22 protein-coding genes are annotated in these 26,092 nt (G+C 57.5%); 9 read left to right on the top strand and 13 right to left on the bottom strand.

Going from position 1 to position 26,092, the window contains the following annotated elements:
• Window positions 1–133: 133 nt before the first annotated feature.
• From RTQ46_RS02940 to RTQ46_RS02905, 8 genes are all read right to left on the bottom strand, one after another.
• On the bottom strand, window positions 134–1,303 hold the full coding sequence (locus RTQ46_RS02940) for a glycosyltransferase family 4 protein (RefSeq protein ID WP_312434479.1): 1,170 nt from the start codon (window positions 1,301–1,303) through the stop codon (window positions 134–136).
• Entirely contained in the window at window positions 1,300–2,403 is a 1,104-nt protein-coding gene (locus tag RTQ46_RS02935; protein ID WP_312434478.1) for a glycosyltransferase, read from the bottom strand. The genes RTQ46_RS02940 and RTQ46_RS02935 overlap by 4 nt, the downstream gene beginning before the upstream one ends.
• The gene (locus RTQ46_RS02930) at window positions 2,400–3,812 is read right to left on the bottom strand and encodes an O-antigen ligase family protein (RefSeq protein ID WP_312434476.1); all 1,413 of its coding nucleotides are present in this window, start codon (window positions 3,810–3,812) and stop codon (window positions 2,400–2,402) included. The genes RTQ46_RS02935 and RTQ46_RS02930 overlap by 4 nt, the downstream gene beginning before the upstream one ends.
• Window positions 3,813–3,876: 64 nt before the next feature.
• The gene (locus RTQ46_RS02925) at window positions 3,877–5,538 is read right to left on the bottom strand and encodes a hypothetical protein (protein ID WP_312434475.1); all 1,662 of its coding nucleotides are present in this window, start codon (window positions 5,536–5,538) and stop codon (window positions 3,877–3,879) included.
• 144 nt (window positions 5,539–5,682) lie between these two features.
• The gene (locus tag RTQ46_RS02920; RefSeq protein WP_312434474.1) at window positions 5,683–6,594 is read right to left on the bottom strand and encodes a hypothetical protein; all 912 of its coding nucleotides are present in this window, start codon (window positions 6,592–6,594) and stop codon (window positions 5,683–5,685) included.
• Window positions 6,595–6,619: 25 nt separating this feature from the next.
• A complete protein-coding gene (locus tag RTQ46_RS02915; RefSeq protein ID WP_312434472.1) occupies window positions 6,620–7,753 on the bottom strand; it encodes a Gfo/Idh/MocA family oxidoreductase in 1,134 nt (377 codons plus the stop codon).
• Between the two features lie 11 nt (window positions 7,754–7,764).
• The gene (locus tag RTQ46_RS02910; RefSeq protein WP_312434471.1) at window positions 7,765–8,787 is read right to left on the bottom strand and encodes a DUF354 domain-containing protein; all 1,023 of its coding nucleotides are present in this window, start codon (window positions 8,785–8,787) and stop codon (window positions 7,765–7,767) included.
• Between the two features lie 32 nt (window positions 8,788–8,819).
• The gene (locus tag RTQ46_RS02905) at window positions 8,820–9,884 is read right to left on the bottom strand and encodes a glycosyltransferase family 4 protein (RefSeq protein ID WP_312434469.1); all 1,065 of its coding nucleotides are present in this window, start codon (window positions 9,882–9,884) and stop codon (window positions 8,820–8,822) included.
• A 321-nt stretch (window positions 9,885–10,205) separates the two neighbouring features.
• Here RTQ46_RS02905 and RTQ46_RS02900 point away from each other — a divergent pair, with 321 nt between their 5' ends.
• Window positions 10,206–11,291, top strand: a complete 1,086-nt coding sequence (locus RTQ46_RS02900) for a GNAT family N-acetyltransferase (protein WP_312434468.1) — start codon at window positions 10,206–10,208, stop codon at window positions 11,289–11,291.
• A gap of 187 nt (window positions 11,292–11,478) precedes the next feature.
• On the opposite strand, the gene RTQ46_RS02895 is transcribed toward RTQ46_RS02900, so the two are convergent.
• Window positions 11,479–11,865: a hypothetical protein gene (locus tag RTQ46_RS02895; RefSeq protein ID WP_312434467.1), complete on the bottom strand. Its 387-nt coding sequence runs from the start codon at window positions 11,863–11,865 to the stop codon at window positions 11,479–11,481.
• Between the two features lie 245 nt (window positions 11,866–12,110).
• Here RTQ46_RS02895 and RTQ46_RS02890 point away from each other — a divergent pair, with 245 nt between their 5' ends.
• Window positions 12,111–12,887 (top strand): alpha/beta hydrolase, encoded by a 777-nt coding sequence (locus RTQ46_RS02890; RefSeq protein WP_312434465.1) that lies wholly within the window; start codon window positions 12,111–12,113, stop codon window positions 12,885–12,887.
• 6 nt (window positions 12,888–12,893) lie between these two features.
• Here RTQ46_RS02890 and RTQ46_RS02885 read toward each other — a convergent pair whose 3' ends face one another.
• Window positions 12,894–13,577: a hypothetical protein gene (locus RTQ46_RS02885; RefSeq protein WP_312434464.1), complete on the bottom strand. Its 684-nt coding sequence runs from the start codon at window positions 13,575–13,577 to the stop codon at window positions 12,894–12,896.
• Window positions 13,578–13,696: 119 nt separating this feature from the next.
• Here RTQ46_RS02885 and RTQ46_RS02880 point away from each other — a divergent pair, with 119 nt between their 5' ends.
• From RTQ46_RS02880 to RTQ46_RS02865, 4 genes are all read left to right on the top strand, one after another.
• Complete coding sequence (locus RTQ46_RS02880) at window positions 13,697–14,536, top strand: M15 family metallopeptidase (RefSeq protein ID WP_312434463.1); 840 nt, start codon at window positions 13,697–13,699, stop codon at window positions 14,534–14,536.
• Window positions 14,537–14,748: 212 nt separating this feature from the next.
• A complete protein-coding gene (tssM, locus tag RTQ46_RS02875) occupies window positions 14,749–18,537 on the top strand; it encodes a type VI secretion system membrane subunit TssM (RefSeq protein ID WP_312434461.1) in 3,789 nt (1,262 codons plus the stop codon).
• Complete coding sequence (gene tagF, locus RTQ46_RS02870; RefSeq protein WP_312434460.1) at window positions 18,534–19,547, top strand: type VI secretion system-associated protein TagF; 1,014 nt, start codon at window positions 18,534–18,536, stop codon at window positions 19,545–19,547. The genes tssM and tagF overlap by 4 nt, the downstream gene beginning before the upstream one ends.
• 10 nt (window positions 19,548–19,557) lie before the next feature.
• Complete coding sequence (locus RTQ46_RS02865; RefSeq protein ID WP_409518292.1) at window positions 19,558–20,337, top strand: OmpA family protein; 780 nt, start codon at window positions 19,558–19,560, stop codon at window positions 20,335–20,337.
• Here RTQ46_RS02865 and icmH read toward each other — a convergent pair whose 3' ends face one another.
• From icmH to tssJ, 3 genes are read right to left on the bottom strand one after another with little or no spacing between them, the layout of a single operon-like run.
• Window positions 20,338–21,117 carry a type IVB secretion system protein IcmH/DotU gene (gene icmH, locus RTQ46_RS02860; protein ID WP_312434458.1) on the bottom strand — a complete coding sequence of 260 codons (780 nt, stop codon included), beginning with the start codon at window positions 21,115–21,117 and terminating at the stop codon, window positions 20,338–20,340.
• A complete protein-coding gene (tssK, locus tag RTQ46_RS02855) occupies window positions 21,114–22,481 on the bottom strand; it encodes a type VI secretion system baseplate subunit TssK (RefSeq protein ID WP_312434457.1) in 1,368 nt (455 codons plus the stop codon). The genes icmH and tssK overlap by 4 nt, the downstream gene beginning before the upstream one ends.
• A 35-nt stretch (window positions 22,482–22,516) precedes the next feature.
• The gene (gene tssJ / locus RTQ46_RS02850) at window positions 22,517–23,098 is read right to left on the bottom strand and encodes a type VI secretion system lipoprotein TssJ (protein ID WP_312434456.1); all 582 of its coding nucleotides are present in this window, start codon (window positions 23,096–23,098) and stop codon (window positions 22,517–22,519) included.
• A gap of 277 nt (window positions 23,099–23,375) precedes the next feature.
• Between tssJ and RTQ46_RS02845 the strand changes: the two genes are divergently transcribed.
• Genes RTQ46_RS02845 through tssC form a run of 3 tightly spaced genes read left to right on the top strand, consistent with a single transcriptional unit; the run spans window position 23,376 to window position 26,057 of the window.
• Window positions 23,376–23,999 carry a tetratricopeptide repeat protein gene (locus RTQ46_RS02845; RefSeq protein WP_312434454.1) on the top strand — a complete coding sequence of 208 codons (624 nt, stop codon included), beginning with the start codon at window positions 23,376–23,378 and terminating at the stop codon, window positions 23,997–23,999.
• Window positions 24,000–24,058: 59 nt separating this feature from the next.
• Window positions 24,059–24,568, top strand: a complete 510-nt coding sequence (gene tssB / locus RTQ46_RS02840; protein ID WP_312434453.1) for a type VI secretion system contractile sheath small subunit — start codon at window positions 24,059–24,061, stop codon at window positions 24,566–24,568.
• A gap of 1 nt (window position 24,569) precedes the next feature.
• The gene (gene tssC, locus RTQ46_RS02835; RefSeq protein WP_312434452.1) at window positions 24,570–26,057 is read left to right on the top strand and encodes a type VI secretion system contractile sheath large subunit; all 1,488 of its coding nucleotides are present in this window, start codon (window positions 24,570–24,572) and stop codon (window positions 26,055–26,057) included.
• Window positions 26,058–26,092 lie beyond the last annotated feature (35 nt).

Here is a 26,092-nt window from a genome sequence, read left to right as displayed (position 1 = left end):
TAGCCATATCAGTCGATATTCCGAAAAAATTTCAGTGCTAAGGTGTCTGACCAGCACTATCGGCACGCATAACTGCATTGTAAATTCCAGCATGGATGCGGCGGTGAGGATAATTGAACTCCGCGCTATGCTTCTAATAATCGTCATTGTTGACCCCATCAGAAGCAAGGACTGATTGCAGGAGCCTGGAATAACTGTTTACCATACTTGATAAAGTATACATATTTAATACGCGTTCCCGTGCCTGTTTCCCCATGTTAATTCTAAGATGCGGGTCGGCCAGACTGGCTACATGTTCCGAAAGTTTCAGCAAGTCGCCTGCCTTGTAAAGGAATCCGGTACTGCCGTGTTCAACTTGCTCATTTGCGCCCCCAATATCTGACATGATCATCGGCTTGCATAGCAGCATGGCCTCCAATGCCGATATCGAAAAAGTTTCGACATAATGAGAGGTAATCGCTATAACGTCGCATGCAGAAACCGCCAGCCGTACATCGTCCAGCAATCCGGTGATTCTTATTTCTGAACCCAGGCCCAGCTCGCATATTATTCTTTCAAGTTCCTCTCGTTCGGGACCGTCTCCTATGAATAGCGCCCGTACTGAAAGGCCATCAGCGCGCGCTTTTGCTATGGCCCGCACAAGATCGACGTGATATTTTTCCGGACGCATGAATGCGCAAATTCCAATAATATAGTCAGTTGCAGACATTCCGTACGATCCGCGAAAATTGGAAAGCTGCGTGGCCGTAAAATCATTAACAAAAAATTTAGCATCGGCTCCGTTGTATATGATTTCTGTTTTTCTGGCAGTCAACAGGCGCCTATTCCAAAATCTTTTTTGGTTCTTGCAGACGAAAATGAGCGCATCGCTGGCCCAGCAGATCGGATAATAAGCGATCATCTTCAAACGATCTTTCCACGTACCAAATTTAGTGGAGTGAAAGGCTTCAATAATCTTTGGCGCGCGGCGTGAATAAAGTCTGGTACACCATGCATAAAACAAAGGATACATGTTTGTACAAAAAACTATATCGATCTTCATCTTCTCGGTGTAAGAAGCAAGCCGTCTGATTGCCCCAAGATCGATTGCACGGCCGGCATGCAAGCAAAATGCACGGTTTTCAATTGCATCTAAATTTATTTTTTTTAGCAGATCGGTTTCATTGCGAAGATACACTACGGAGATTTCAAATACGTTCTTGCTCAACCCATTGATGAGGTTGACTGCTTGGACTTCAGCCCCCCCGATGCCACAGGATTGCATTAGAAAAAGCAGTCTGATTTTTTGTTTCATATCGCTCATCGCAGCAGTTCCTCGAATTGATCGATATATAAAGCTGCTACAGCCTGCTCTGAGTAATGGTCCTCCATATATGAAAGACATTTTTTGCCATAGTCGTCTCGCAAGAAATTGTCAGAAATCATTGAGCGCACTGCCACGCGCATTGAATCAATGCTAGCCACTACCTGTCCTAACAAAAACCTTTCAATAATTGCGTCCGGGTCGAAGAAAGCGATCACAGGTGTGCCACGTATCCAGGACTGCAAATATGAGTTAGGAAAGCCTTCACTTTCCGATGTGTTCACAAAAATGCGAGCGGAAGAATAGTACGAGTCCATTGAATGGTAGGGGACGTGTCCACAGAACTCCAAATTCGGTATTAACAGTGCCTTTTTTTGAATTGCATCAAACAGCGCCTCGTGGCCGGGCTGGGGCCCGCCAACCATTTGAAAGCGAAGATCAGGCAGGGATCTGGCAAGTTCCAGAAAAATATCCGGGCGCTTGAACGGGCGTATATTATTGACCCATAGGACATCCACCGTGCGCGGTGGCATTGCAAGCGGTCGTTCGACCAGCATTCCGGCGATCTTACCGATACGGTGATAGTTCCGGTTCAGTCGTATCTGCTGCTTGGCAGTCTGTACCAAAATTGCATTTGCGTGACGCACCCCAAACTCGTAAAGCAGCTTGTCGCGCCGATACTTCACCAGAAGAAATTCAGGCTCGCAATCATGATCATGAGCGACCCGAAAGACCAATTTCCGATTATGCCGTTTGCAAAAAATCGCTGCCAGGCCGAGATGCATCCCGGCGCAGCTGACATAATAGACGTCCGCATCGGCGGCCGACATTGCCGACCAGATCTTGACCCAGCGCGGGTAGACGAACCTCAATACCGGTAACCCGGCGCTGGGGCGAAATGTTTTAAACACGGTCACGCCGTGATAATTGGTAATCGAATTTTGCCCGTAGTCCAATACAATCATGCTAGCGCTATGGCCCCTGCTCACCAGCGCCTTTGCCAAAAGCGCCTGCTGGACTTGCTCTCCGCCAACCCCAAGATGTCCAAATTCTTGCGCGAGTGCCGGCAAATTATCGAGTCCCAGAAAACATATCTTCATGCCGGCTCCCGCTGGATTATTGGCCACGACCATCTGGTCGCAAACTTCGCATGGATACCCCAGGCCGCAGCAAAGGCTAGCCATACAAACGCCTGGCTTCGCGCCGGAAAAAAGCTGTCGTCGGTTGTTCCCTGTACCAGAAGAATCAGCAAGCATCCTTGTCCACCTCGCAGTACAGCAGATATGGGCGTACCAACGGCCATCGCTGCTGCGATGGAAAAGAGGCGCCAGGCATACAGCCCAAATAACAGGATGATCACGGAACCTGCCAGGCCGACATCCAGCAAAGCCTCCAGATAGGCGCTATGTGGATGACCGACGGGGAGGATGCGTTCACTTCGCGCCGCTTCCGATCGCAGGATATAGCTGGCCCCCCCACCAAAAATGATGTTGTCGACAATTTCTGGTAACAGTGGTTCCCAGATATTCGCCACTCGTCCGGAACTTAGCGATTCTGGCGTGGTGTGAGGATCAAGTTCTTCCGAGCGTCCAAATGTAGACGGGAAAAGCAGGAAAATTGCAGTGGCGCTGGCAACGAGTATCAACGCCAGCAAGGTTTTGTGCCGAACTGTTAACGCAAAGCATATTGCTGTGAGTGCACCCAAGTAGGCGCCACGGGAAAATGTGAGCGTGATCGACACCAGCAGGGCAAACGCTATTGAAAAAAGGATGGCGCGTCTCAGGATTTCTCCGGCAGAGCATGCCATTAGCAGTACCATCAGAAATATCGTGTTAAGCATCAGCCCGAGTTCATTGGCGTGCATGCCAATACCGGAAAGATATCGTCTGGATTCTTGAGAGGCAAGATTTTGAATTTCAGATCCTGATTGTATGGCGTAGGTACAGATTGCCATGGAGATTATGATACCTGCAGCCACCATGCCGTAAGCTACCACGTCGGCTTTGCTCGAATTTGCAACGAACAAAGCCACCAGCCAAACCACCCACAGGGTTATAAAAGGTTTAAGCACATAAATCTGCAGGAACTCAGTTTGAGATTTGCTGGAAATGACATTCAACTCCAGGTAATAGTCGGGAACCATCGAAGCATGCATTGCTCCGCGAATTCCTGCTATGGCAATCAAGATGGAGAAGGCAAACAGAGAGGGAGAAATCTTTGGAAAAACGGGTTTCTCATCCTGTGACAGAAATTTTACGACTGAAGTAAAGCTGACGATGACTATAATGAGATTCAGGGAGTTCAGGCCGCTAATACCTGAAATTTTTCGCGGTAACAGATAGGTGGAAGATAAGGGCAAAATTAATGCGAGCGAAGTCACTCCGGCGGTGTATGATTTTAGTATTGCCACCACAGCGACGATTGCAATGATGGCCGCGATGGCATTCAGATCTCCAAATGTCACATCGATAAAGATATATATGCCGCTAGCGGCGAGACAGATCATCATGGACCATATCCATGGTCGCGAGAAAAAAGATGAAAAAATAGTAGTCATAAATTATAAAAAAACATCATGCTTTGAATCTGCTGGTCAGCTGATCAACGACAGTCATATTGCCTGTCGTTGATATATGATGAACTCCGACCAGTCCAGTATGCGGGATAGGACCGAATTCCTTGCACTCTGCTTCAACATATTCAAACTCGTTAAGCAAGACTATTTCGCTGACAATGAGTCGTTGGCCATACTGGTCATAACCCTGTACTTGTGCCCCTCGGAATATCCTTCCGTCCTGGATTATCAATCCGCCATTTCTTCCTCCACGGGAATCCACGATGACCGGATTCATGGCGTGTGCGTTCCAGCTACCGTGCACAGGCTTGTCCGAATAAAAGATATGAAGCGCGGAGCAGTAATCATGTGTGCCTGATGTATCGATATTGGTAAACATCCACCATTTCCCGTCAAATTCGAAAATCATGGTGTCAGCGGCAGCAATGCCGCTCATTTCAGTTGAGTGGACGTTCCACTTCAATGGAAACATCTGGCTGCGATAAATTGTTATTTCATTGGATTCAGAAGCTTCCGGGCACATGTATATATTTCCCTCATAGCGAAATATATAAGGAAACGACAGGTGGAAAGGTTTTTCGAGGCAGCTGCCAATCTTCATGGCTTTTTCATCCTTGATGGACAGAACAGAAATATGCCCTTTTTTTGTTTTGTAATCATATTCTTCGACAAAGCAATAGAGTTGGTCACTGTGTTCGAAAAGAAATGGATCAGCCCAGAATTTCCCTGGCGGTGGCTCTATCCTGAAAATATCGCGTTCGTTGGCATGCACCCATGGTCCGATTGTCAGGGCAAGCGACCACTTTTGTTTTATATTGAAAGCACATCGCAGGAATTTTCTTCCCACCCGATATGATGACTTGAAAATATATGCCAGCAAAGCCAGCGTACCAGGGGGGCTTGCACATGCGAAATCGAAACCTCGTTCTTTCCGCCTCGGTAAAAATTTCACGTTACGCACGATTTTTAAAATTAGCAAAACCAGCTGTGCATTAGCCTGGCGAACCAAACTCTGATAGTTCTCGGAAAATAGCAGCTTTGTCGCAAACGAGCCATGTAGTAACAATGTGCCGGAATCGATGCCGTGCTGATAATGGCGGATCTGAAATTCGGTTTTATTCTTACGATAATAGCTGGTCCAGAATCCAGGGCGGGGTGCGACTTCAAGCGTAGCCGGACTGTAAATTAATTCCAATAGGCCGAATTTTGCTGCGTTGCTGATACCGGCAGGCGGTTGCGGGCTGTCAATTTGTACCAGGATGTCCGGATTGATATGGGCGATTGCTTTCATGTCTGACCAATCTACATATTCTTTCCCATCCATTTCTTTCTTATAAACCTGAACAAATTTTCGGGTCCGATAAATGGAACTTATGGTGTCTTCCCATCGTGGATTTTTTTGCTTGCCCCTGTAGTTGAGCAAGAAAATCTCGGTCCGGACTACGCCGTCAGTGACAGCATCGTTTATCAAGCGCAGCAGCGATCGAAAACGGGCTATTATCCCTTTTCGGTGGTGGCGTGATGCCTGGGTATCGTGTAATTCAAAAAAATATATCTTGCTGATACCTGCGGCGGAAATTTGATTGACGAGGTCGGCCACAGGTCCATTAGCGGCTTGGCCGCGTGTCAGTATCGCTATCTTGAAATGAAGGTTTTGCATATTTATCGTATGCCATGGCAGAAATAAAAAACGTTAAATCTCTCGCGCGGCTAGTTTCGATAATTATTGTTTTAATGAAAATCAAGCTGGCTGTATCGCATTTTGTGCCGAGATGAATATTTTTTAACTTGCGTCGATGCTTTTTTATGAGATAGGACGGGGGACGCGGTATCTCTGGGAAAGTAAGCGAACGGTATCCTGAATATTCTTTCTGTTTGATGCTCCGAATACAATTCCTTCGATGTCGCCGAGGCCAGCGAGATATTCAACTGCTTCATGCGGATTGATTGACCCTGAAGCAAAAATAGACATGGCAACGGGTCTGAAAGTGGATTTTTCGATAAGCTCTTCATATTTTTCTTTTCCTCCGCTCATTCGGAAGCCGATTTTATTGATATTCGAGCATATGATGGGGTTGCTGATGCCGGCCGTATTCAGTGCATCTAATAAACGCGGCAGGTTCATGGTAATAAAACCTGCTTCTGCATCATATTTCGTCTTGACGTGATCTTGAAATACCCTGAATGCCTCGTGATAGTGCAGACCCAGTAAAAGATCAGTCAATATATTCTGCAGAAATATGACTGGCGTCGATACCCCGGCAAACATCTTCATTTCCGCGTCAATCAGCATCTTTATCAGTGTTTCAATATCCGAACGGGCAACTGCAATGCCGCCCAGGATCGCGGAGTTCAAGACGTTGCCACGCGGCGTGAAATGCTTGAGTGCGCCGATCATTCCATATTGTGTTACAGCATCGGCATATTTGTGCGCATACGGCATGCATGGGTAGAATACAAAACTGCTGTAGTGCTGTGGATTGTTTCTGACATGTCTGCAGATGGCCGCCAGGCGGCTATGGGTCGTGCACATGAAGGCCTTGATTCCTTCATCATATGCGGCATCAAGCACACTGATAATGGCGGCATCGGTCTGGAATCGAATTGACTGTTGGCGCGCAAGTTCTTCCGACATATGGTTAATTCCGAAAAATTGATTATCACCAAGAATTATTCGTTCCATAATATTTCCCTTTGGATTTTCATTGGTCTGCATGAGCCATGCTGATTTCCAATTTTTCCTATTTTGAAGATTTTGGCGTGCGCTCGGCATGCATCGCTTGCTTGACTGACTCTATCCAGCTACCAGCCTTGTTTTTCAGCGCACCATCATTGTTTTTCAAATTGCGGTTACTGCCGAGTTTGGCATCATGATGCATCATTTCCGCAATCACATCGGTGTTGTGGGCTGTATAAAACGTACTTTTCGAATTGGGAATTTTATTTTCTATGCATGCAATAAAATGCTCGATCTGCATTGAATATTCCTCTCCCCTCAAATAAAAACCGACTGGCTTGTTCAAGGACAGGTTATTCAGTGATGTCCATCCGGCTTCGTAAGTGGCATCCGGTATCGATACTTTATGGTTCAGATAAATGTGAACTTCTTGCCTGTCAGCTATAATCTTTCCATTTATTCCCCATAATGCGATGCGCGTCGACATTTTACGGAAGCTTTTATCGCTCCAGTTCGCGGCAATAGAAGCTGTGCGCCCATCAGAGTATGAAAAATTCGAGTACACCTCGTCCTCCACATTGCGCGAATAGATGGGATTGAGTACAGTGCCTGCAACGGAACTCGGTGAGCCCATGAATAAATGCAGCAAATCGATACCGTGACAGGCATAATCGTATAAACATCCTCCACCTGCTCGTGCAACCGAACGCCAGGATGTTCCGTTTGGCTCCAGTATCACGGCCCCATATACTTCTACGCGTGCATGGTATATGGAACCAATCAATCCCTCGAGTGCAAGTTGGTAGGCTTTTTCAAATGATGATATGAAACGACAGTGGTAACCGACCTGGTTGACCAGGTTCTTTTTTTTTGCAAGTTCTGACAGTTCTGCGCCTTTTTTAACATCGATACAAAAAGGTTTTTCACAGAAGATGTGGATGTTCCTGTGCAGGGCGTATTCCACCAGGCTTGCATGTGTGCTTGTCGGCGTGGCAATAACGATGGCATCCGGCGCGCATTCATTGATCAGGCGTTCCGGTTCTGTATAGGATTTTATCGAAGTTACTTTTTCAAGCATGTTTGAGAGGTATGCCGAATTATCACAGATGCCTGTAACGGCTACCTGCGGCTGTGCGTTAAGTATGGATAAATGAGAGATTCCCATTTTTCCCAAGCCAATTATTCCCACCTTGGTCATATCGTGCCTTGTCATCTAAATTTATTTATTTGAGAGAGAATTATTTCGTATGCTGCTTTTCCTTTGGCAAGCAGTGCGGTTTGCACTGGCCTGTTCCTGCCTTTATCGTACATAGCCATGACTTCGTCGGCCGTTATATCAGGACAATATGTCAGCGCGTCTTGCGATATCAAATAACGGTCGACGTCGAGCAAATCACCCTGATACACGCTGATTGTTTGAATTCCCAGCACTGCCATTTCACGTGTCATGGTTCCTCCAGCGCCGATAAAGACATCACATTTCGTTGCAATACCTTCGATCCTGGTAGCGCTGCCATTGATCTTGATATTATTTCCCTGCAGCGCGGTGTAATGTAGCAGCTGAGTAGTGTCGCGTGGGAAAACCGTGACGTCAGCGCTTTTGGCAAGCGCTGAAATCAGCGGATCGAGAATGTCGGATTGTCCTTTGTAGTATTGTGCTGTTCTGGGTTCCGGTCTTATATACACGGCAGGACGTTTTGCTGGCGGACGTTTTTTGATCTTCGAAATTATATCTGTTGCTATTGGCCATAGATATATTCCTTCCTTGATTCCCGGATATTTTATTATTTTTCTTTTTTTTGCGAATTGCGCGGCAAGTTTTTGGTCGGTCATAAATTCGGGAACCATAATTTTTGTTGCGCAAGCAAAGGAAGGAATATTTCCAATGGCGTGTTCGTTGTCATTCAAATAGATTGAAGGAAAGCCCCGCAGGCGTGCGACTGGAGCCGAATGAAAGGAGCTTTGTGAAATGGCCAGGTCGATATTGTAGTTTTCAAGATAATGAATGAGTTGAAGCACTCGAATCGGATAGCCCAGCAATTTCCTGGACAATGATTTTCCGTAATGAATGCCAACGGTTTGATGCGGTATTCCATGAAGTTCAAGCAGGGAGATGGTGTTTGCCAAGTCTCTGCATGTGACGATGACTTCATGATTAAGGGAAAGTTCCGTAATCATTCGGCTGAACATGTTCACCTGCGGTGAATTAGAAATGTCGAACCATATTTTCATGGCTGCTCAATCCTAGTGGCGAACGCGACAAGTCAGCACAGTAGCTTGGCGTACAAATCGGACAGTGCTGCCGAGGTCGATGCGGTTGAGAACCGTTGTCGTACCGCCTCCTGGCCAGCTCTTCCCAGACGTTCCCGCAATTCACGATTACAAAGTAAAAGCGTTATCGCTTCCTCCAGTTTCAGGACGTTGCCAGGTGGCACCAGTAATCCCTCAATTCCGTCATGAATAGCTTCCGGGATCCCACCGACGTCGCTGGCGATGACGGCAGTGCCATGTGACATTGCTTCCAGCACTCCCATCGGCATGCCTTCCGCATACGATGGAAGTACGAAGAGGGTCGCGGTTGTCAGCAGCGCGCTCTTGGTTTCTCCAGTAACCCATCCCGGAAAGTCGATTTTCGAAGCTATCCCCAAGTCAGCAGCTATTTTTTTGACAGTGGCGGTATCGCCTGCGCCCGCAATGACCAGACGTGCTTCCGGATAGCTCGGCGATATATGCTGAACTGCGGTAATCAGATCAATGATGCCTTTTGTTGGTTCGATGCGGCCCAGGAAGACGATGGTTGACTGTTTCCTTGCGCTTGCCTCACGTATCGCAGGAATACAGATTGGATTATGAATGATCACGGCAGGGCGAATGCTCGATATTTGCTCCAGCCACAATTTCAATTCTCTGGAAACGGTGATATTTGCTGCGGCCAGGCGAAACATGCATCTGATCATCAGTCTGGTCAATTTTGAAGAATTTGAATAGTATTGGGGAAAGTTTCCGGAATGAAGATGTATGACAAATGGTATCTTCAGAAGGGTAGCATAGGCCGCAAATAAAATTTTGCGCCAGAAGCTCATGCCACATGCCAGGTGCATATGGACTATTTGTATCTTTCTTTTGAGAATTAGTCTTGTAAATGTGTAACATGCTTTGACTAGCATGAAAATTTTCTGCTGAGCGGTACCGGTACAGTGCGTCACCAGGTAAGTTATGTTGCAATTGTCGATTATTCCTGAGGCGTAATATATGCCTATTACCGATGCGATACCGCCAAGCGCATCAGGCGCCGTTCCCAACATGACGATATTCGCGTTCTTTCCCATTTTTAATTCTCCGTCCCGTCACTGGTCGTATGCGCTTACTGAAGCGTGCCATGCAATTAATAATTTATTTTTGAGAAAACGCAAATCCGCCACCACGCCATGCTGGGTGATTCATGTTTAAGTGAGTAAAATGTGTTTGATTGTGAATACAGGAAACTTTGATAGCATTGCGCTTTAATGCAGGAAACTATTGTCAGCATTTTGACAATGCCTGGCCATGCTGGCAATCAACGCTAATGCGACAGGTTGGTCGTGGCTATTTTTTATTACTGGAAATGTCTACATTGCTTTTGATTATATTCAGCTTGTCACGAGGCGCACATGTCTGATAATTTAATTTATGTCATGCCAGTCAAGGGGGACGAAGAGTGGGATCAGGAACTCGCATGCCTGGGGCACAGCATTTTCTCCTCGCTCCGCTATACTTGGTCCGGTGCATCAAAAGACGGCGAGTTTTTTGTGTTGCGGAATGTTAGTACTGCTCATCCATTGATTTTTTTCCGCATTTATTCTTATCGCATTGAAATATTGCAGTTGTGTTCAAAATTTTCATCTTCGGATATACACATTGTTTGCCAACATATTTTTAACATGTTTGGCCAAATCAGGTGCATTGGATTTGACTGTGTCGAATCGGATCGGGAAGAAATCGGTTTTGTCGCGCAGCGATATAATGTCTCGGAGGATTTTGTAATCGATTTATGCGGATCGGTTGCGCGCTATACGAGCATGCTGGGGAGACAGTTGCAGCATGATCTGAAACGCTACAAGAAAAAATTATCAACTGCATCCAGCGACGTGAGATATGCGTGTTTTTCAGGACAGGATGTGGCGGAGGCTGTTTTTAACGAAATTATCGGATTGAGCGCATCGCGGATGGCTGGGAAGGAAGTCGCTTCTTCTCATACGCTGGAAAAGTCGCGGCGTTTGTTCGACCTGGTGAAAAATTTCGGATTCCTGTCCGTGATTTACGTCGACGGAATAGTGCGCGCCGGCGTAATCTGCACGCGATACGGCACGGAAATGTTCATGCATGTGGTCGCTCATGACACCGGTTTCGACAGATTCAGGCTTGGCAAACTGGCGTGCTATTTCAGTATTTGTGCTGCGATTGAATCAGGAGTCTTGCGATATCACCTGCTCTCGGGCTGGTACGACTACAAGCTGCGTTTTTTGGGGAAACCGGTGGAATTTGACCGCGTGGAAGTGTACCGGTCGGCCGGCGCGGTGTTTTTTTGTCTCAGGCGTTACCTGGCCATCTTTTATCGAGGAAATGGTCGGCGCGTTAAACGTTATCTGAAGCTGCGCGGCAGCGGTCTGCCGGGAAGATCGACACAGGGCCCCGGTGTTTTGCCATTTCTTGGCCGGATGGTGGGGCCTGTACGCTGGCTCTGGCGGGGCGGCTGAGAAGGGGCTGCGAGGATGGGCTGCAAGGGCGCCGGCGCGGCTGTCGGATGCGGATTATGCGGTATTCAAGCCCGGCTTATCTTTTTGATCAGCAAGGCGATAGCGACACCGGATTGTCACTGCAGGGCCACATGGCGACACATGGCCCTTTTGCAGCTCATACAGGCATACGGCAATGCCCTATGCGTCAAGGATCGACCAGTACGTCGAAGCGGACATTCAGCGGGCTGCCCCAGGAGATGTCAACCCATGCACGGAAGCCGCCGTTGTACGGTGCGATGTTATACACCGCCATGCGGGCCGAGCCGATGAAGCGGTCCTGGGCGTTGGCGCTATATTCGCTGATGTTGACGAAGACGCGGGAATTGGCGTTGACGTTCGCCTGGGTGAAATTGACGTTGGGGTGCACGCCGTTGGCGCGCCAGATATAGTAGGTGCTGAAGGAAGCGCCGCTGAGATTGGCCGAAGCATCCTGGCCGCGCGCTTCTTGTCCTGCTATCTTGCCTTCCTGGGGCAGATCCTTGATTTCCGGCTGCGTATTGCTGCCGCCACGGTTTTTTTCTTGCGTGTCCATGCTGGTCTCCTGGTTGATAAGGTGGGCACCGCGCCAGTCTGCTGGCGAGGGGCGGTATTTATTCTAGGCGCGCGTTCTCAAGCCAGTACTCGGCAGTAGTGTGAGAAATGTCAGGATCTTTGCGCTGGCACAAACCCGCCGTAGATGCATTTTCCTGAAAGATATTTTGGGCATTCCCAGAGCGTGCCGAGCAAGTGATGGCACAATGCTCAACCATCCTGTTACCTTTGCGCCTGCGTCCACCCATGCCGATATTGCATCTCCATCCCGCCCACGCTATCCATTACGAGCTGATACCAGGCGACCCGGCCAGGCCGGTGCTGGTGTTCCTGCATGAAGGTCTGGGCAGCTGCGCCATGTGGAAGGACTTTCCGGCCCGGCTGTGCCAGGCCACCGGTTGCCGCGGCCTGCTGTACGACCGCCTCGGCTATGGCCGCTCGTCGCCGTTGACGGAACAGCGCCGGCTGCATTACGTGCACGACTACGCGCTGCGCGAATTGCCGCTGGTGCTGGAACACCTGATACCCGGGCAGGAATATGTCGTGGTCGGCCATTCGGACGGCGGCAGCATCGCGCTGATCCATGCGTCCCAGCAACCGCCACTGCTGCGCGCCATCGTGACCGAGGCCGCGCATGTGTTCGTGGAAGACGTGACGCTGGACGGCATCCGCGCCGCCGATGCGGCCTTTGACGCGGGCAAGCTGCGCGCGCTGGCGAAGTATCACGGCGACAAGACGCAGACGATATTCAAGGCGTGGTCCGAGACCTGGCTCAGCCACGGTTTCCAGTTCTGGAATATCGAATATCTGCTGCCGTCGATCGCCTGCCCGGCGCTCGTCATGCAGGGCAGCGACGACCAGTATGGCAGCGCGGCCCAGGTTGACGCCATTGTGGCGCAAGCCTTGCAGGCCGCGCCGGCGATGATCGAACACTGCGGCCATACGCCGCACCTGGAGCAGCCGCAGGCGGTGCTGGCGCGGATGCAGGCCTTTCTGCAGCGCTGCATCGATACGCCCGCCTGAATCCGCTCAGTGGCAGGCCGGATCGCTGTCCCAGCGCCCCGAACAGATGCGGGCGCGGCACAGCATGCCTTCGATCAGGCCCAACTGGCGGCAGCGCTGCAGCAGGGAAGCTGTTTCTTCTTCATCCTGGCGCAGTACCACATCGCGTGCCGCTTCCTGGCGGACGGCAGCCGGCTGCTGTCCATGCGCGACCATCGCTGCCAGCAGGGTCACGTCGCTGTCGCCGGCCGGCGCTGCCGCCGGGCGTTTTGATGGCTTGGCGGCAGATGCGCGCGCTGCGGTCACGGAAGGCGCCGGATGGTTCTTCTGCGGTGGTGTCCTGGCTGCTTGCGGCAGCACCGCAGCCGCCGGCGCTTCGTTGATGATGGTTGCTGCCGCAGCCGGACCATGCGCAGGCGGCTCGCCTGCCTGCGGCACCGCCACGGCCTCTGGCGCGATGGCGCTGGTGGCGGGCGGCTGCTCGCTGCTGCCGTCCCAGGCCAGCCATGCCAGCACCAGCAGCATCATGCCCAGCAGTGCGCCGACCGTGCCCAGCCAGCCGCCGTGCCAGTGCGCCGCCAGGCCCGCCGGCGCCAGCGGCATCGTGCCGTGTTCCAGCTGCGACAGGATGCGGTTGGCGTCGTGCCTGGCGGCACTGGCCAGCAGGTCGGGGCCGCTCTTGCGGCCGCCTTTGCTTGTCGTTGTAGCCAAAATATCACCTCCGAACTTGGTCGAATTGGATCTCGCTTGATGTAAACCTCGCCTGCCTGGTGCGTCCGCGCCTACGATTTGGCGATACCTGCTGGCAACCTCTTTCCTCCGGAGCCCCCATGCTGATCGCCCTGGTCCTGATGTATTTCCTGCTCGCTTCCTTTGCCTGCTGGCTGCTGCTGTTTCCCTCGGGACGCGCGACCCTGGTGCAGGCGATGGTGAACCTGGGCTGGCGCATGCACCGCCGCGCGCAGCGCTTCAGCCATGGCGGTGGCGCACAGTGGCAGCGGGCGCATCAGCGCGCAGGCCATGGCATGGCGCGCGGCTGGCAGCTGCTGCGCCGGCACCGCTGGCTGTCGCTGGCCGGCGGCCTGCTGATTGCCGTGCCGCCGCTGCTGGCCTGGCTGTGGAGCGACCGCATCGCCTTGCGCGGCTATGCAGACCGGCAGTACGCCATCAATGAACAGGTCAGCGAGCTGCTCAAGGGAGAGCAACTGGCGCCGCCGCCCGCCTTGCCGCCGCTGGTGTTTACCACGGCGGAGGTGACCCAGCTGCGGCCGCTGCTGGGCGGCGCCAGTCGCAACTGGCAGTTGCTGGACCCGGATTTCGCGCAGCGATTGCTGCTGGTGTTCAAGATCATGAAAGAGATGCATGGCTACGACATGGTGCTGCTGGAAGGCTATCGCAGTCCGGAGCGGCAAAACCAGCTGGCCGCCGCCGGGCCGAACGTGACCAACGCGAAAGCGTTTCAAAGCTATCACCAGTACGGCCTGGCTGCCGATTGTGCGTTCATGCATGAGGGAAAACTCATCATTTCCGAAAAAAATGCCTGGGCCATGCGCGGCTACCGCTTGTATGGCGTGACGGCCGAATCGGTGGGCCTGCAATGGGGCGGGCGCTGGACCATGATGGACTTCGGCCACGCCGAACTGCGCCAGCGCGGCGTACTGGCCAGATAAGGCCGGCGCGCCAGCCATTCTAGTCCTCGCCAGGCGCAGGAATTTCTCAGGCGAACTCATGCTTGCGCAGCGTCAAGCACGGCACGCCCGGCCGCTTTGCAGGTCCCCCGAAACTTGTCGCAAGTCAACAAAGCGCGGCTTTTTTACTGTCAGCATGATTCGGTTCGCCATTGCGGTGGCAACCATATTGTCGGACACAACCGGGATCCACCATGCTGCGACGAATCTGGAATTTCCTCACCGATAGCCGCCACCTGACCATTGCCGGCTTCGTGGCGCTGGCCGTGACGCTGTATCTGGGCGCCGAGGCGCTGGAGCTGGCGCTGGTCTGGGCGCTGGCCTTGCTGCTGCTGGCCTTGCTCATCTGGCTGACGCTGTGGCTGCTGCGCCGGCGCCGCGCGCGCCGCGATGCGCAGGCGCTGGGGCAGGCCATCCTCAACCAGGCCGAGATTGCCGCCGCCAATGCGGCACAGGCCACCACGCCCCAGCATGGCGAGCTCGATGCCGTGCGCACGGGCCTGCTGGCCGCCATCGACACCATCAAGACTTCCAGGCTGGGCCGCAAATCGGGCGCGGCGGCCCTGTATGAACTGCCGTGGTACATGATCATCGGTAACCCCGCCGCCGGTAAGAGCAGCGCCATCCTGCATTCCGGGTTGCAGTTTCCGTTCGCCGACGGCAAGGTGGTGCAGGGTGTGGGCGGCACCCGCAACTGCGACTGGTTCTTTACCACCGACGGCATCGTGCTCGATACGGCTGGCCGCTATTCGGTGGTCGACGAACACCGTGGCGAGTGGTTCGGCTTTCTCGACCTGCTGAAAAAATACCGGCGCAAGGCGCCCATCAACGGCATCATCATCGCCGTCAGCATCGCCGAACTCGGTGCCGACCCCGATGTCGGCAGGCAGCTGGCGCGCAGCCTGCGCAAACGGGTGCAGGACGTGATCGAACGCCTGGAAGTGTTTGCGCCGCTGTATATCGTGTTTACCAAGGCCGACCTGATCGCCGGCTTCACCGAGTTTTTTCTTGATACCGAGCGCAGCGAACGCGAGCGGGCCTGGGGCGCCACCATGCCCTATAAACGCAAGCTGCCCACGGCCGAGCTGCTGGCGTTTTTCGACCAGAGCTTCGATGAGCTGCACGCCGGCCTGACCGAACTGAGCCTGGCCAACATGGCGCACCGCCAGCGCAAGACCATGCCGCCCGGCGTGTTTACGTTTCCGCTCGAATTTGCCGCCACCAAGCATGCGCTGCGCGCCTTTATCGCCACCCTGTTCGAAGAAAATCCGTTCCAGTTCCAGCCCGTGTTCCGCGGCTTTTACCTGACCAGCGCGCTGCAGGAGGGCATGCCCGTCAGCGCGTCGTCGCAGGAGGTGGCACGGCGTTTCGACCTGACCTTCGTGCCGCCGCCGGTGGCGCCCGGCCTGCGCCAGCAGGGTTTCTTTTTGCTCGACCTGTTCCGCAAGGTGATCTTTGCCGACAAATACCTGGTGTCGAACTACGCCAGCAAGACGCGGCTGCGGCTCAGGTACGCCGTGTTTTTCAGCGCCACCGTGCTGCTCGGCGCCTGCCTGGGCGGCTGGAGCTGGTCCTATCTCGGCAACCGGCAGCTGGTGGCCAATGTTGAAGCGGACATGAACAAGGTGCTGCGGCTGCAGGAGCAGCGGCTGGACCTGCAATCGCGCCTGGAGGCGCTGGAGATCCTGCAGGACCGCATCGAGCAGCTTGATGCTTACCGTCACCAAAGACCCTGGTCCTTGCGCATGGGACTGTACCAGGGCGAGCTGCTCGAGCGCAAACTGCGTGAAGAGTATTTTGCCGGCGCTCGCCACGTGATGCTGGCGCCCGTGACGGCCGGCCTGGAAGGCTTGCTGGCCGAGATGAACGCCAGCGCCGACCAGCTGCAGCCGGCAGCGCGCACGCCGCAGCAGCCGGCAGCAATGCGGGGCCAGCCCTACCAGGCGGCCAGTCCCACCAATGTGGAAGACGCTTATAACGCCCTGAAAACCTATCTGATGCTGGCCGATAAAAGCCACGCCGAGAGCAGCCACCTGAATGACCAGCTGACGCGCTTCTGGCGCGGCTGGCTGGAAAACAACCGCGGTGCCATGCCACGCGAGCAGATGATACGCAGCGCCGAACGGCTGCTGACGTTTTACCTGGCGCAGGTGGGCGATCCTTCCTGGCCACGCATCGAACCCAAGCTGGCGCTGGTCGACCAGGCGCGCGAAAACCTGCGCCGCGTGGTGCGCGGCATGCCGGCGCGCGAGCGCGTGTACGCCGACATCCGCGCGCGCGCCGCGACCCGCTTTCCCGGCATGACGGTGGCGCGCATTGTCGGCGAACAGGACCAGGGCCTGCTGGTGGGCAGCCATGCCATCTCCGGCGCCTATACACGGCAGGCGTGGGAAAAATTCGTCGAAGGGGCATTCCGCGAAGCGGCCAACCGCGAGCTGCAAAGTGCCGACTGGGTGTTGAAAAGCGCGTCCACCGACGACCTGACACTGGAAGGCAGCCCGGAGCAGATCGAGAAAAACCTGGTGGAACTGTACAAGGCCGACTATGCGCGCGAGTGGCAGAAATTCGTGCAGGGCGTGGCGGTGGCCGACCTGAAAGGTTTCGATGGCGCGGTGCAGGCGATGAACCGTCTCGGCGATCCGCAGTCGTCGCCGATCGCCAGGCTGCTCACCACGATTTACGAGGAAACCTCGTGGGACAATCCGGCCCTGCAGAACGCCCAGCTGCGCCAGGCCGAACGGGGCATCATCGCCTGGTTCAAGGACACTTTCCTGCGCCGCGCGCCGTCGCAGCTCACCTCCAATCCCGGCCTCAACGCGCAGCTCGATCCGGCCCGGCTGGACAAGCCGATGGGGCCGGTCGGGCGCGAGTTCGCCGGTGTCGGCAAGCTGGTGGCGGCCAGGGACAAGGACGCTTCGCTGATGCGCGCCTACCTCGAAGCGCTGTCGAAACTGCGCAGCCGCTTGAATCAGCTGAAGAACCAGGGCGACGCCGGGCCCGGCGCCAAGCAGTTCATGCAGCAGACGCTCGAAGGCAGCGGCTCGGAGCTGGCCGACGCGTTGAAACTGGTCGACGAGCAGATGCTGACCGGCATGAGCGACGCGCAGAAGCAGGCGATCCGGCCCATCCTCGTGCGGCCGTTGATGCAGACCTTTGCCGTGATCGTGGCGCCGGCCGAACTGGAAGTGAACAAGACCTGGGCGGCGCAGGTGTATGAACCGTTCCAGCGCTCGCTGGCCAACAAATATCCGTTCGCGCCAGGCGCGCGCATCGAGGCCAGCCATCTGGAAATTGGCCAGTTCTTCGGCCCGGACGGGCTGGTGGCCAAATTCGTCACCACGGCGATGGGACCGCTGGTGGTGCGGCGCGGCGACGTGCTGGCGCCGCGCACCTGGGCCGACATGGGCATCAGCCTGTCGCCGCAGATGGTGGCGCGTTTTCCCGGCTGGATCGCGCCGTTGGGCGCGGGCGGCGTGGCGGCCACGTCCGGCGCGGCGCAGACCGTGTTCCAGCTGCTGCCGTCGCCGGCCCCCGGCACGCTGGAATACACGGTGGAGATCGATGGCCAGCAGCTACGCTACCGCAATACGCCGGCGCAGTGGACCAATATGGTGCATCCCGGTGCGCAGGGCGCGCCTGGCGCACGGATCACGGCCGTCACGTTTGACGGGCGCACGGTGGAGCTGTTCAACGAACCGGGACAGTTCGGCCTGAAACGCATGATCGACGCGGCGGCCAAGAAGCGCAAGGACGGCGGCGTATTCGAGCTGCGCTGGACGCGCGGCGAGGTGGCCGTGGCGCTGGACCTGAAAATCACCAGCAGTCCGGAAAGCACCGGCGCGGGCGCAAGCGGACCGGCGGCGGTACAGGAACAGGGCTTTCGCGGCATGACGCTGCCCGAGACCATCGTCGGTACCGCAGCGCCGCCGGCAGCACCGGCGGCCCCGGCAGTCGCCGTGGCGGCGCTTGAAGGGAGGCCATGATGAGCGCCGTGGTACAGGCGCCGCAGCAGGTGCGCCTCGGGTATTTCGGCAAGCTCCCCGCGCGCGGCGACTTCATCAAGGCGTCGGACAATCTGGCGCTGGTGCAGCTGCTCGACGACTGGCTGGCCCAGGTCATGAACGCGCTAACGATGGCGCCGCGCTGGAAGCTCAATTACGATGCGCTGGCGCCGCTGCGCTTTGCGTTTGTCGGCACGCGCAGCCGGCGCGCCATTGCCGGGCGCCTGGAAGCGAGCAGCGACCTGTCGCAGCGCCGCTTTCCGTTCATGGCCATGAGCGCCTTCGAAGTGGCGGATGCGGACGCCTTTGTCGCCTGCAGCCCGCTGGCGCTGGCGCCGCTGTGGCAGCGCATCGAAAGCCTGAGCACCGGTTTGCTGTCGCAGGCCGATCCGGCGCAGGCGCTGCTGGCGCTGGCCGGCAGCGTGGTGGAAGTCGAGCCTGGCGGTGCCTGCCATGCGGCGCGGTTTGCCGCCTTTTTGCAAGACCATACGCTGCACTCGCTGCAGGCGATGCTGGCCTCGCCCGCGTTTCCCGTCACCGCGCGCGAGCTGGTGCTGGGACTGGGCATGCTGCTGCTGCCGGTGCGGCAGAGCGGGCATGGCCGCAGCGTGCGGCTGGAAAAAAACCTGGTGCTGCCACTGCCCATTGACACGCGCCAGCGCGAACTGGTGGCCAGCTTCTGGCTGCATCTGATCCTGCCTTTTTTGCAGCCGCTCGACTTTGAGCTGGCGCTGTTCTTTGCCCAGCTGGGCGAGGCGCCGGTGCTGCTGGTGGGATTTTGCGGCGCCGATCCGCATGCGCTGCGCGCACTGATCGACCCGCAGGCCGCCTGCGAACGGCTGATCGTGCTCGACCAGCTCGACTGGGTCGACGACGGACTGGCGCAGGAGCCGGCCCTGCGCCAGCTGTCCGCCTGCCTGCAGCAGGAGCAGCTGTCGCTGCGCTCGGCCTGCAGCATGTTTGCCGATACATTTACCGATACGTTTGCCTGAGGGGATGGCGATGAAACCATTGATGTGTGCACTGCTGCTGGCGGCCCATGCTCCCGGCTTCGGCCAGGCCCAGGCGCCGGCGCCCGTCTCGCCGCAGCCGGGCCAGATCCTGGTGAGCGGCACGGTGGCCGATGAAGCCTCCAAGGCGGCCGTGCTGGCGCGCCTGCGCGAGCTGTATGGCGCGCAGCAGGTGGTTGACCAGATCGCCATCGGCGCCGTGGCGGTACCGGCCAACTGGAACGCGCATGTACAGAAACTGCTGACGCCCAACCTGAAACTGATTTCGCGCGGCCAGCTCGGCATCGACGGCAGCAGCGTCACCGTGCGAGGCGAGGTGGCCAACGAGGCGCAGCGCCAGCAGATCGCCAGCGATATCGCCACCAGCCTCAATCCCACCTATACCGTCAACAACGGCTTGCGCGTGAGCGCCGCGGAGCAGGGCCTGCTCGATGCGGCGCTCGACAGGCGCATCATCGAATTCGACAGCGGCCAGGCCAGCATCACGCCGGCCGGGATGGCGATCCTCGACGAGATGGCGGCCGCCATGCAGAAGCTCAAGGGCCGCATGGTGGAAGTGATCGGCCACACGGACAACACGGGCCTGCGCGCCAGCAATATCTCGCTGAGCCAGGCGCGCGCCGAAGCCGTGCGCAGCTATCTCGCGACCAAGGGCATTGCGCCGGAGACGGTGCTGACCTCGGGCCAGGGCCCGGATCGGCCCGTGGCCAGCAATACCACCGTCGATGGCCGGGCCAGGAACCGGCGCATCGAGTTCCGTATCGCGCAGTAATCAGGGTAGCGTGATGGTCAAGTGGGCCGGCCGCGGCGCCAGCTTGACCAGGTCGGCGTAGGCAGCCAGTGTGGCCTGCGTGTTGCGCGTCAGGTGGGCGCGCAGGCCGAGGTAGGCGCACAGTGCCAGCAGCGCGAAGATGCTGGTCAGGGCCCACAGCGGCACATCGCTGCGGCGCTTGTTGACCACCTGGTCGGGGCGCTCGGCGCGCGGCGCGAAGCCGCGGCTCTTGCCCTTGATATGGGCGATCTCGTCGCCCAGTCGGGCGGTCAGGTAGCTGAGTTTTTCGCCGCCGTCGATCGCATATTTGCCCTGGAAGCCCAGCAATAAACACATGTGGAAGACCTGCAGCGCCTGCACCCGCATGGCGCCCTTGCCGCGCAGCGCGTCGAGACGGTCGAAAAAATGTTCGCCGGCCAGCTGGTCGCCGAACAGCAGCAGCTGCAGCGGCCGGCGCTCCCACGGCTTGCGCAGGTCGAACGGCGAGGCAAGCACGATCTCGTCGACGGCGGCGCAGAACGCATACTTGGCCGCTTCGATATCGCCATCGTCGGCGCGGATTTTTTTTGCCTCGCGCGTGAATTCGTCGAGGAAGGCCTTGATGCGCTCCATGAAACCCTGTTCGTCGCCGGGCGCCGAGCCGTTCTTCAGCAGGAACAGCAGATAGAAGCCTTCGTGCATCAGGTCGAGCAGGGCGCTGCTGGCCTGGCCTGGAGCGATGGCCGGGCCGCGAGGTCCCAGCAGCGATGGCGCCGCGCGCCGTTCGATGAACTGGCTCATGCTGTTACCGCGATCAGTTCGAGCTGCAGATCGCGGATGCCGTCCGGCACATACACCGAGATCGACTGCGCCTTGAGCATCTGTTCGTACAACCCGCCACGGTTTTCAAGCGCAAAATAACAGGTGTCGGGCCGCACGGGAATGGCCGCCGGCACCTGCGGCGCATGCGCCAGCTTCACGCCGGGCATGGCGGTCAGCACGCATTTTTCCACGTCGTCGGGCGCACCGACCTTGACGCGCAGCGGCACGATGTCGACCAGTTCGATGGCCGGCATGGCGGCACGGATTGCCAGGTACAGCGTGGTGTGCCGGTCGATCTTGCCCGAATCGAGCTTGCCCAGGTAATAGGACGGTTGGCTTTCCGCCAGGGCGATGGAAAAGTATTTCGACGAAATCACGGTATCGAGCAGCTCGCGGATGATGGCGTCGATCGCCGCAAAGCACGCGCCAGGCTGCGCATGGTCGTAGCCGGGCAGGCTGGCCAGCGTGTGATGGCGCGCGTAGCTGAGCAGGCCGCCGGCCAGCGCCAGCAGCGCTTCGTACAGGCGTTCCGGATGCAGTGCAGGGTGCCGCACATAGTGCATCAGGGCGGCGGCCGCCGTGCTGGCCGTGTGCAGCAGCCAGAACGACGACACGTCGCCGGAGCGGAACTCGATCACGTTGCGGCTCGGTTCGCGGTGGTGGCCGTGCAGCGCTGCCACCTTGGCCTGCAGCGCGTCGAGCAGGTGCGCGAGCAGATCCTGCAGGCGCGGCGCGCCGGCGATCGACAGGCTGGGCGCGATAAAGCCGGGCTGTGGTTCGAAACCGCCCGTCACGGTGCGCCGCAGCGCGATCAGCGGCAGGCAGTCATAGGAGCCGCGCGCTTCGGTGTCGGGGATCAGGCGCACGGTTTTTTTCAGGTAGGCCACATCGGCCACGGCGGAGCCGGTAAACAGGTCGGGCGTGGCGCGCATGGCGTGCACGAAGCGCGTGCTGGCGGGCGTCGTGGCGGCTGCTTGCGCCGTGTAGTTCAGCCCTTCGCGGTTCAGCACGGGCAGGGCGGCGTAATACGTCACTTCCTGCAGCGAAGGCGGCAGCGTTGCCAGGTCGACCGGCGGCGGCAGCGCGTCGCTGCCTGGCGCGCCATCGCCGGGTGCGTCGATCACCTCGCCGTCGCGAAAGATCGCCGACAGCGCCTGCAGGCGCAGGGTGCCGGTTTTCAATGCGTCGAGATCCCACTGCATGTGCGCCACGCCCCACAGATAGGGATGCAGCGCGCTGGCCGTATGGTGCAGCCGCGCTTCATGATACTGATCCTGGCGCTGGAAATGCTGCGGCCGCAAGAACAGGCCTTCTCCCCACAGGACTTTCGCTGCCATCGCCATGCCGTTCTCCTTGTCTTGGTGATTGATGATCGGGATCATTCGCAGCGCGCGCCAGCCAGGCCTGGCTGGGTCGCGGCGCCGCTGCCGACGGTAAGCGCGCATGCATGCAGGCCGACGGTGACGCCATCGCGTTCGGCGTCCGGCGCGGCAAAGGTGGCGCGCCAGCGCTGTGGGCTCGGTGCGCGGAACAGCGCCACCACGCCCAGATAGGCGGCGTCGCGGCCGACCTTTTCCTGGATCTCGTAGCGCTGGCCCGGCACCAGCAGCACTTCCTTCATCTCCAGCAGGTCCGCGCCCAGCAGCGCCTTCTCCTTCTGCGCGTCGAGAAAGCTGTCGTACGGCGCCTGCTCGAACGCGGCGCTCTGGCGCAGCTTGTAGATGCGCGCCACCAGCGCCAGCGGCCGGCCCTGCGGATCGGTATTGAGGCGCTGGCCCGCATGCAACCGGATGCTGACATGGCGCGGGGGTTTTTGCGACTCGGGCAGTTCCGCCGCCGGTTTGGCCAGGCCCGCCATCTGCAGCGCCGCGCTGGCCAGGCCGCCGACGGCGCCGCCTGCGCAGCCGGCCAGCGGCAGCAGCAGGGACAGCGTGACGCAGTAACGCAGGGAAGGGCGCATGGCTGGCCTTTCAAAAAATAACCGGTGGAAAGAAACCGCTGCAGCTATTTAATCGCATGGCATGGCGTGCCGTTTGCGATGGCACAAACACGGGTCGTGACGGCTGAAAAGACTGCGCCAGATCAGGCTTGTTGTGCGTCTAATGCGCTGCTGAGTGGAACTTATTCTTTGCTGATCAAGCTCAAGTTGGCCAAAAATGGCGCGATCAATAATGGCCTCCACACGGCGCGGCCCATCTTTCCTAGCGGCAGCGTCCTTCACGTGAAGGAATGTCAAGATGAAGTCCACCATGCATCTGCCCGCTTCCACCAGCATCGCCTGTCTCGCCGGCGCACTCCTGCTGTCCGCCTGCGCCGCCACCGAACCGCCGGCACCGAAGCCGGTGCCGGCGCCAACCCTGGCGCAAGTGCTGTCGGAGGCGGACGCCGCCGCCCGCGCCGGCCAGTACGACAAGGCTTATACCTTGCTGGAAAAAGGCGGCAGCGCCTATCCGGCCGACAAGGCGCCGTGGCTGCAGATGGCGCAGATGAAGTTCGATCGCGGCCAGTACGGCGACGCGATCGGCCATGCGCTCGAAGCGCTCGAACGCGATCCCGACGACAAGGTCGCCAACAGCATCGTCGCCGTCAGCGGCCTGCGCCTGTCGGGCAAAGCGCTGGCCGACCTGTCGCGGCAAAACAACCTGAATGGCTCGCTGCGCTCGGAAGCGCAGGAACTGGCCAAGCTGCTGCGCGCCAGCATCGGCGAAGACGTACTGGTACCGCCGGCCAAGCGGCCGGCTGCCGCCAGCGGCAAGCGCGCGGCTGGCGCCGCAGCCGCTTCACCCGCTTCAGCTTCCGCGCCAGCGGGCAAGGCAGCCAGCACGCAAGGCGGCGCCGATCCCTTCAGCGGCTTGAAATAAACCGCATTTCACCGGGCGCCCTGGCGGCGCCTCCCCATCGACTTTGCGAAGGAAACCATATGGCCAAGCCTGACAGTGTCCAGAAGCGCCTGCAGCAGGTGCGCGCGCCGCGCGTGCAGATGACGTATGACGTGGAGATCGGCGACACGATCGAGAACAAGGAGCTGCCCTTCGTGGTCGGCGTGCTGGGCGACTTCGGTGGCGATTCCGAGCTCGAAAAAAAGCGCCTGAAGGACCGCAAGTTCGTCGGCATCGACATGGACAACTTCGATGAGGTGCTGGGCAGCGTCGAGCCGGTGGCGCGCTTCCAGGTACAGAACCGCCTGAGCAGCGAAGGCGGCACGTTTCCGGTCGCCCTGCGCTTTCGCTCGATGAGCGACTTCCGCCCGGAGTCGGTGGTGCAGCAGGTCGCGCCGCTGCGCAAGCTGCTCGAAGCGCGCACCAAGCTGGCCGACCTGCGCAACAAGCTGGCCGGCAACGACAAGCTGGAAGACCTGCTGACCGAGGTGCTGGGCAACACCGAAAGCCTGGCCGCACTGCAGCCGCAACGCGCTGTCAAGGAGGACTGAGATGAACGCACAGGCAGAAATGCAAGCGCAGCCAGTGGCGGCGACCGAAGCGACCGATCTGCTGGACCGGATCGTCGAGCAGAGCCGCGTCGCCAAGTCCGACGCCGAACATGCGCGTGCGCGCGACCTGATCGCCGAACTGGTGGGGCAGGTGCTCGACGGCACGGTGCTGATGTCGCACAGCCTGTCGGCCACGCTGGACGCGCGCGTGGCGCAGATCGACCAGCTGATCTCCAGCCAGCTCAGTGAAGTGATGCACACGCCGGCGTTCCAGCAGCTCGAGCAAAGCTGGACCGGCCTGCATTACCTGGTCGGCAATTCCGAGACCGGCACGCGGCTGCAGATCCGCATGTTCAACGCCACCAAGCGCGAGCTGGTGAAGGACTTCCAGTCGGCGCTGGAGTTCGACCAGAGCAGCATGTTCAAGAAGATCTACGAAGAGGAATTCGGCACCTTCGGCGGCGCGCCGTTCGCGGCCCTGCTGGGCGACTTTGCCATCTCGCGCCAGCCGGAAGACATGTATTTCATCGAGCAGATGTCGCATATCGCCGCCGCCGCGCACGCGCCGTTCATCGCCTCGGCCGCGCCGGAACTGTTTGGCCTGGAAAGCTATGGCGACCTGGGCAAGCCGCGCGACCTGGCCAAGGTATTCGACACCATCGAATATGCCAAATGGAAGGCGTTCCGCGAATCGGAAGACGCGCGCTACGTAGGCCTGACCCTGCCGCGCTTCCTGGGCCGGCTGCCCTTCAATCCGGTCGACGGCACCACCGTCGAAGGCTTCAATTTTGTCGAGGAAGTCGACGGCAGCGACCACCACAAATACCTGTGGTGTAACGCCGCCTATGCATTTGGCAGCAAGCTCACGCGCGCCTTTTCCGACTACGGCTGGTGCGCGGCGATCCGCGGCGTGGAAGGCGGCGGCCTGGTCGACGACCTGCCGACCCACACCTTCAAGACCGACGAGGGCGACGTGGCCTTGAAATGTCCGGCCGAAGTGGCGATCACCGACCGGCGCGAAAAGGAGCTGTCCGACCTTGGTTTCATCTCGCTGGTGCACTGCAAGAACACGGCGTACGCGGCCTTCTTCGGCGCCCAGTCGACGCAGAAAAGCCGCAAGTACAACAGCGAGGCGGCCAACGCCAACGCGCTGCTGTCGTCTCAGCTGCAGTACATCTTCGCCGTCTCGCGCATCGCCCATTACATGAAGGCCATGATGCGCGACAAGATCGGCAGCTTTTCCGCCGCCTCCAACGTGGAAGAGTTCCTGAACCGCTGGCTGATGACCTACGTGCTGCTCGACGATAACGCCAGCCAGGAACAGAAGGCGCAGTTCCCGCTGCGCGAAGCATCGGTGCAGGTGCATGAAGTGCCGGGCCGGCCCGGCGTGTACCGCGCGGTGTCGTTCCTGCGGCCGCATTTCCAGCTCGATGAACTGTCCGTTTCGCTCCGACTGGTCGCGGAGTTGCCGAAGTCGACCAATTCCTGATTCATCCGATTATTTTTTCAACCAGAGGAGCACAC

It is taken from the genome of Janthinobacterium sp. (genome assembly GCF_031995485.1).
Classification (GTDB): Bacteria; Pseudomonadota; Gammaproteobacteria; order Burkholderiales; family Burkholderiaceae_D; genus Janthinobacterium.
Note: the sequence above shows the minus strand (reverse complement) of the source record. Positions and strands in the feature narration are given on the sequence as shown.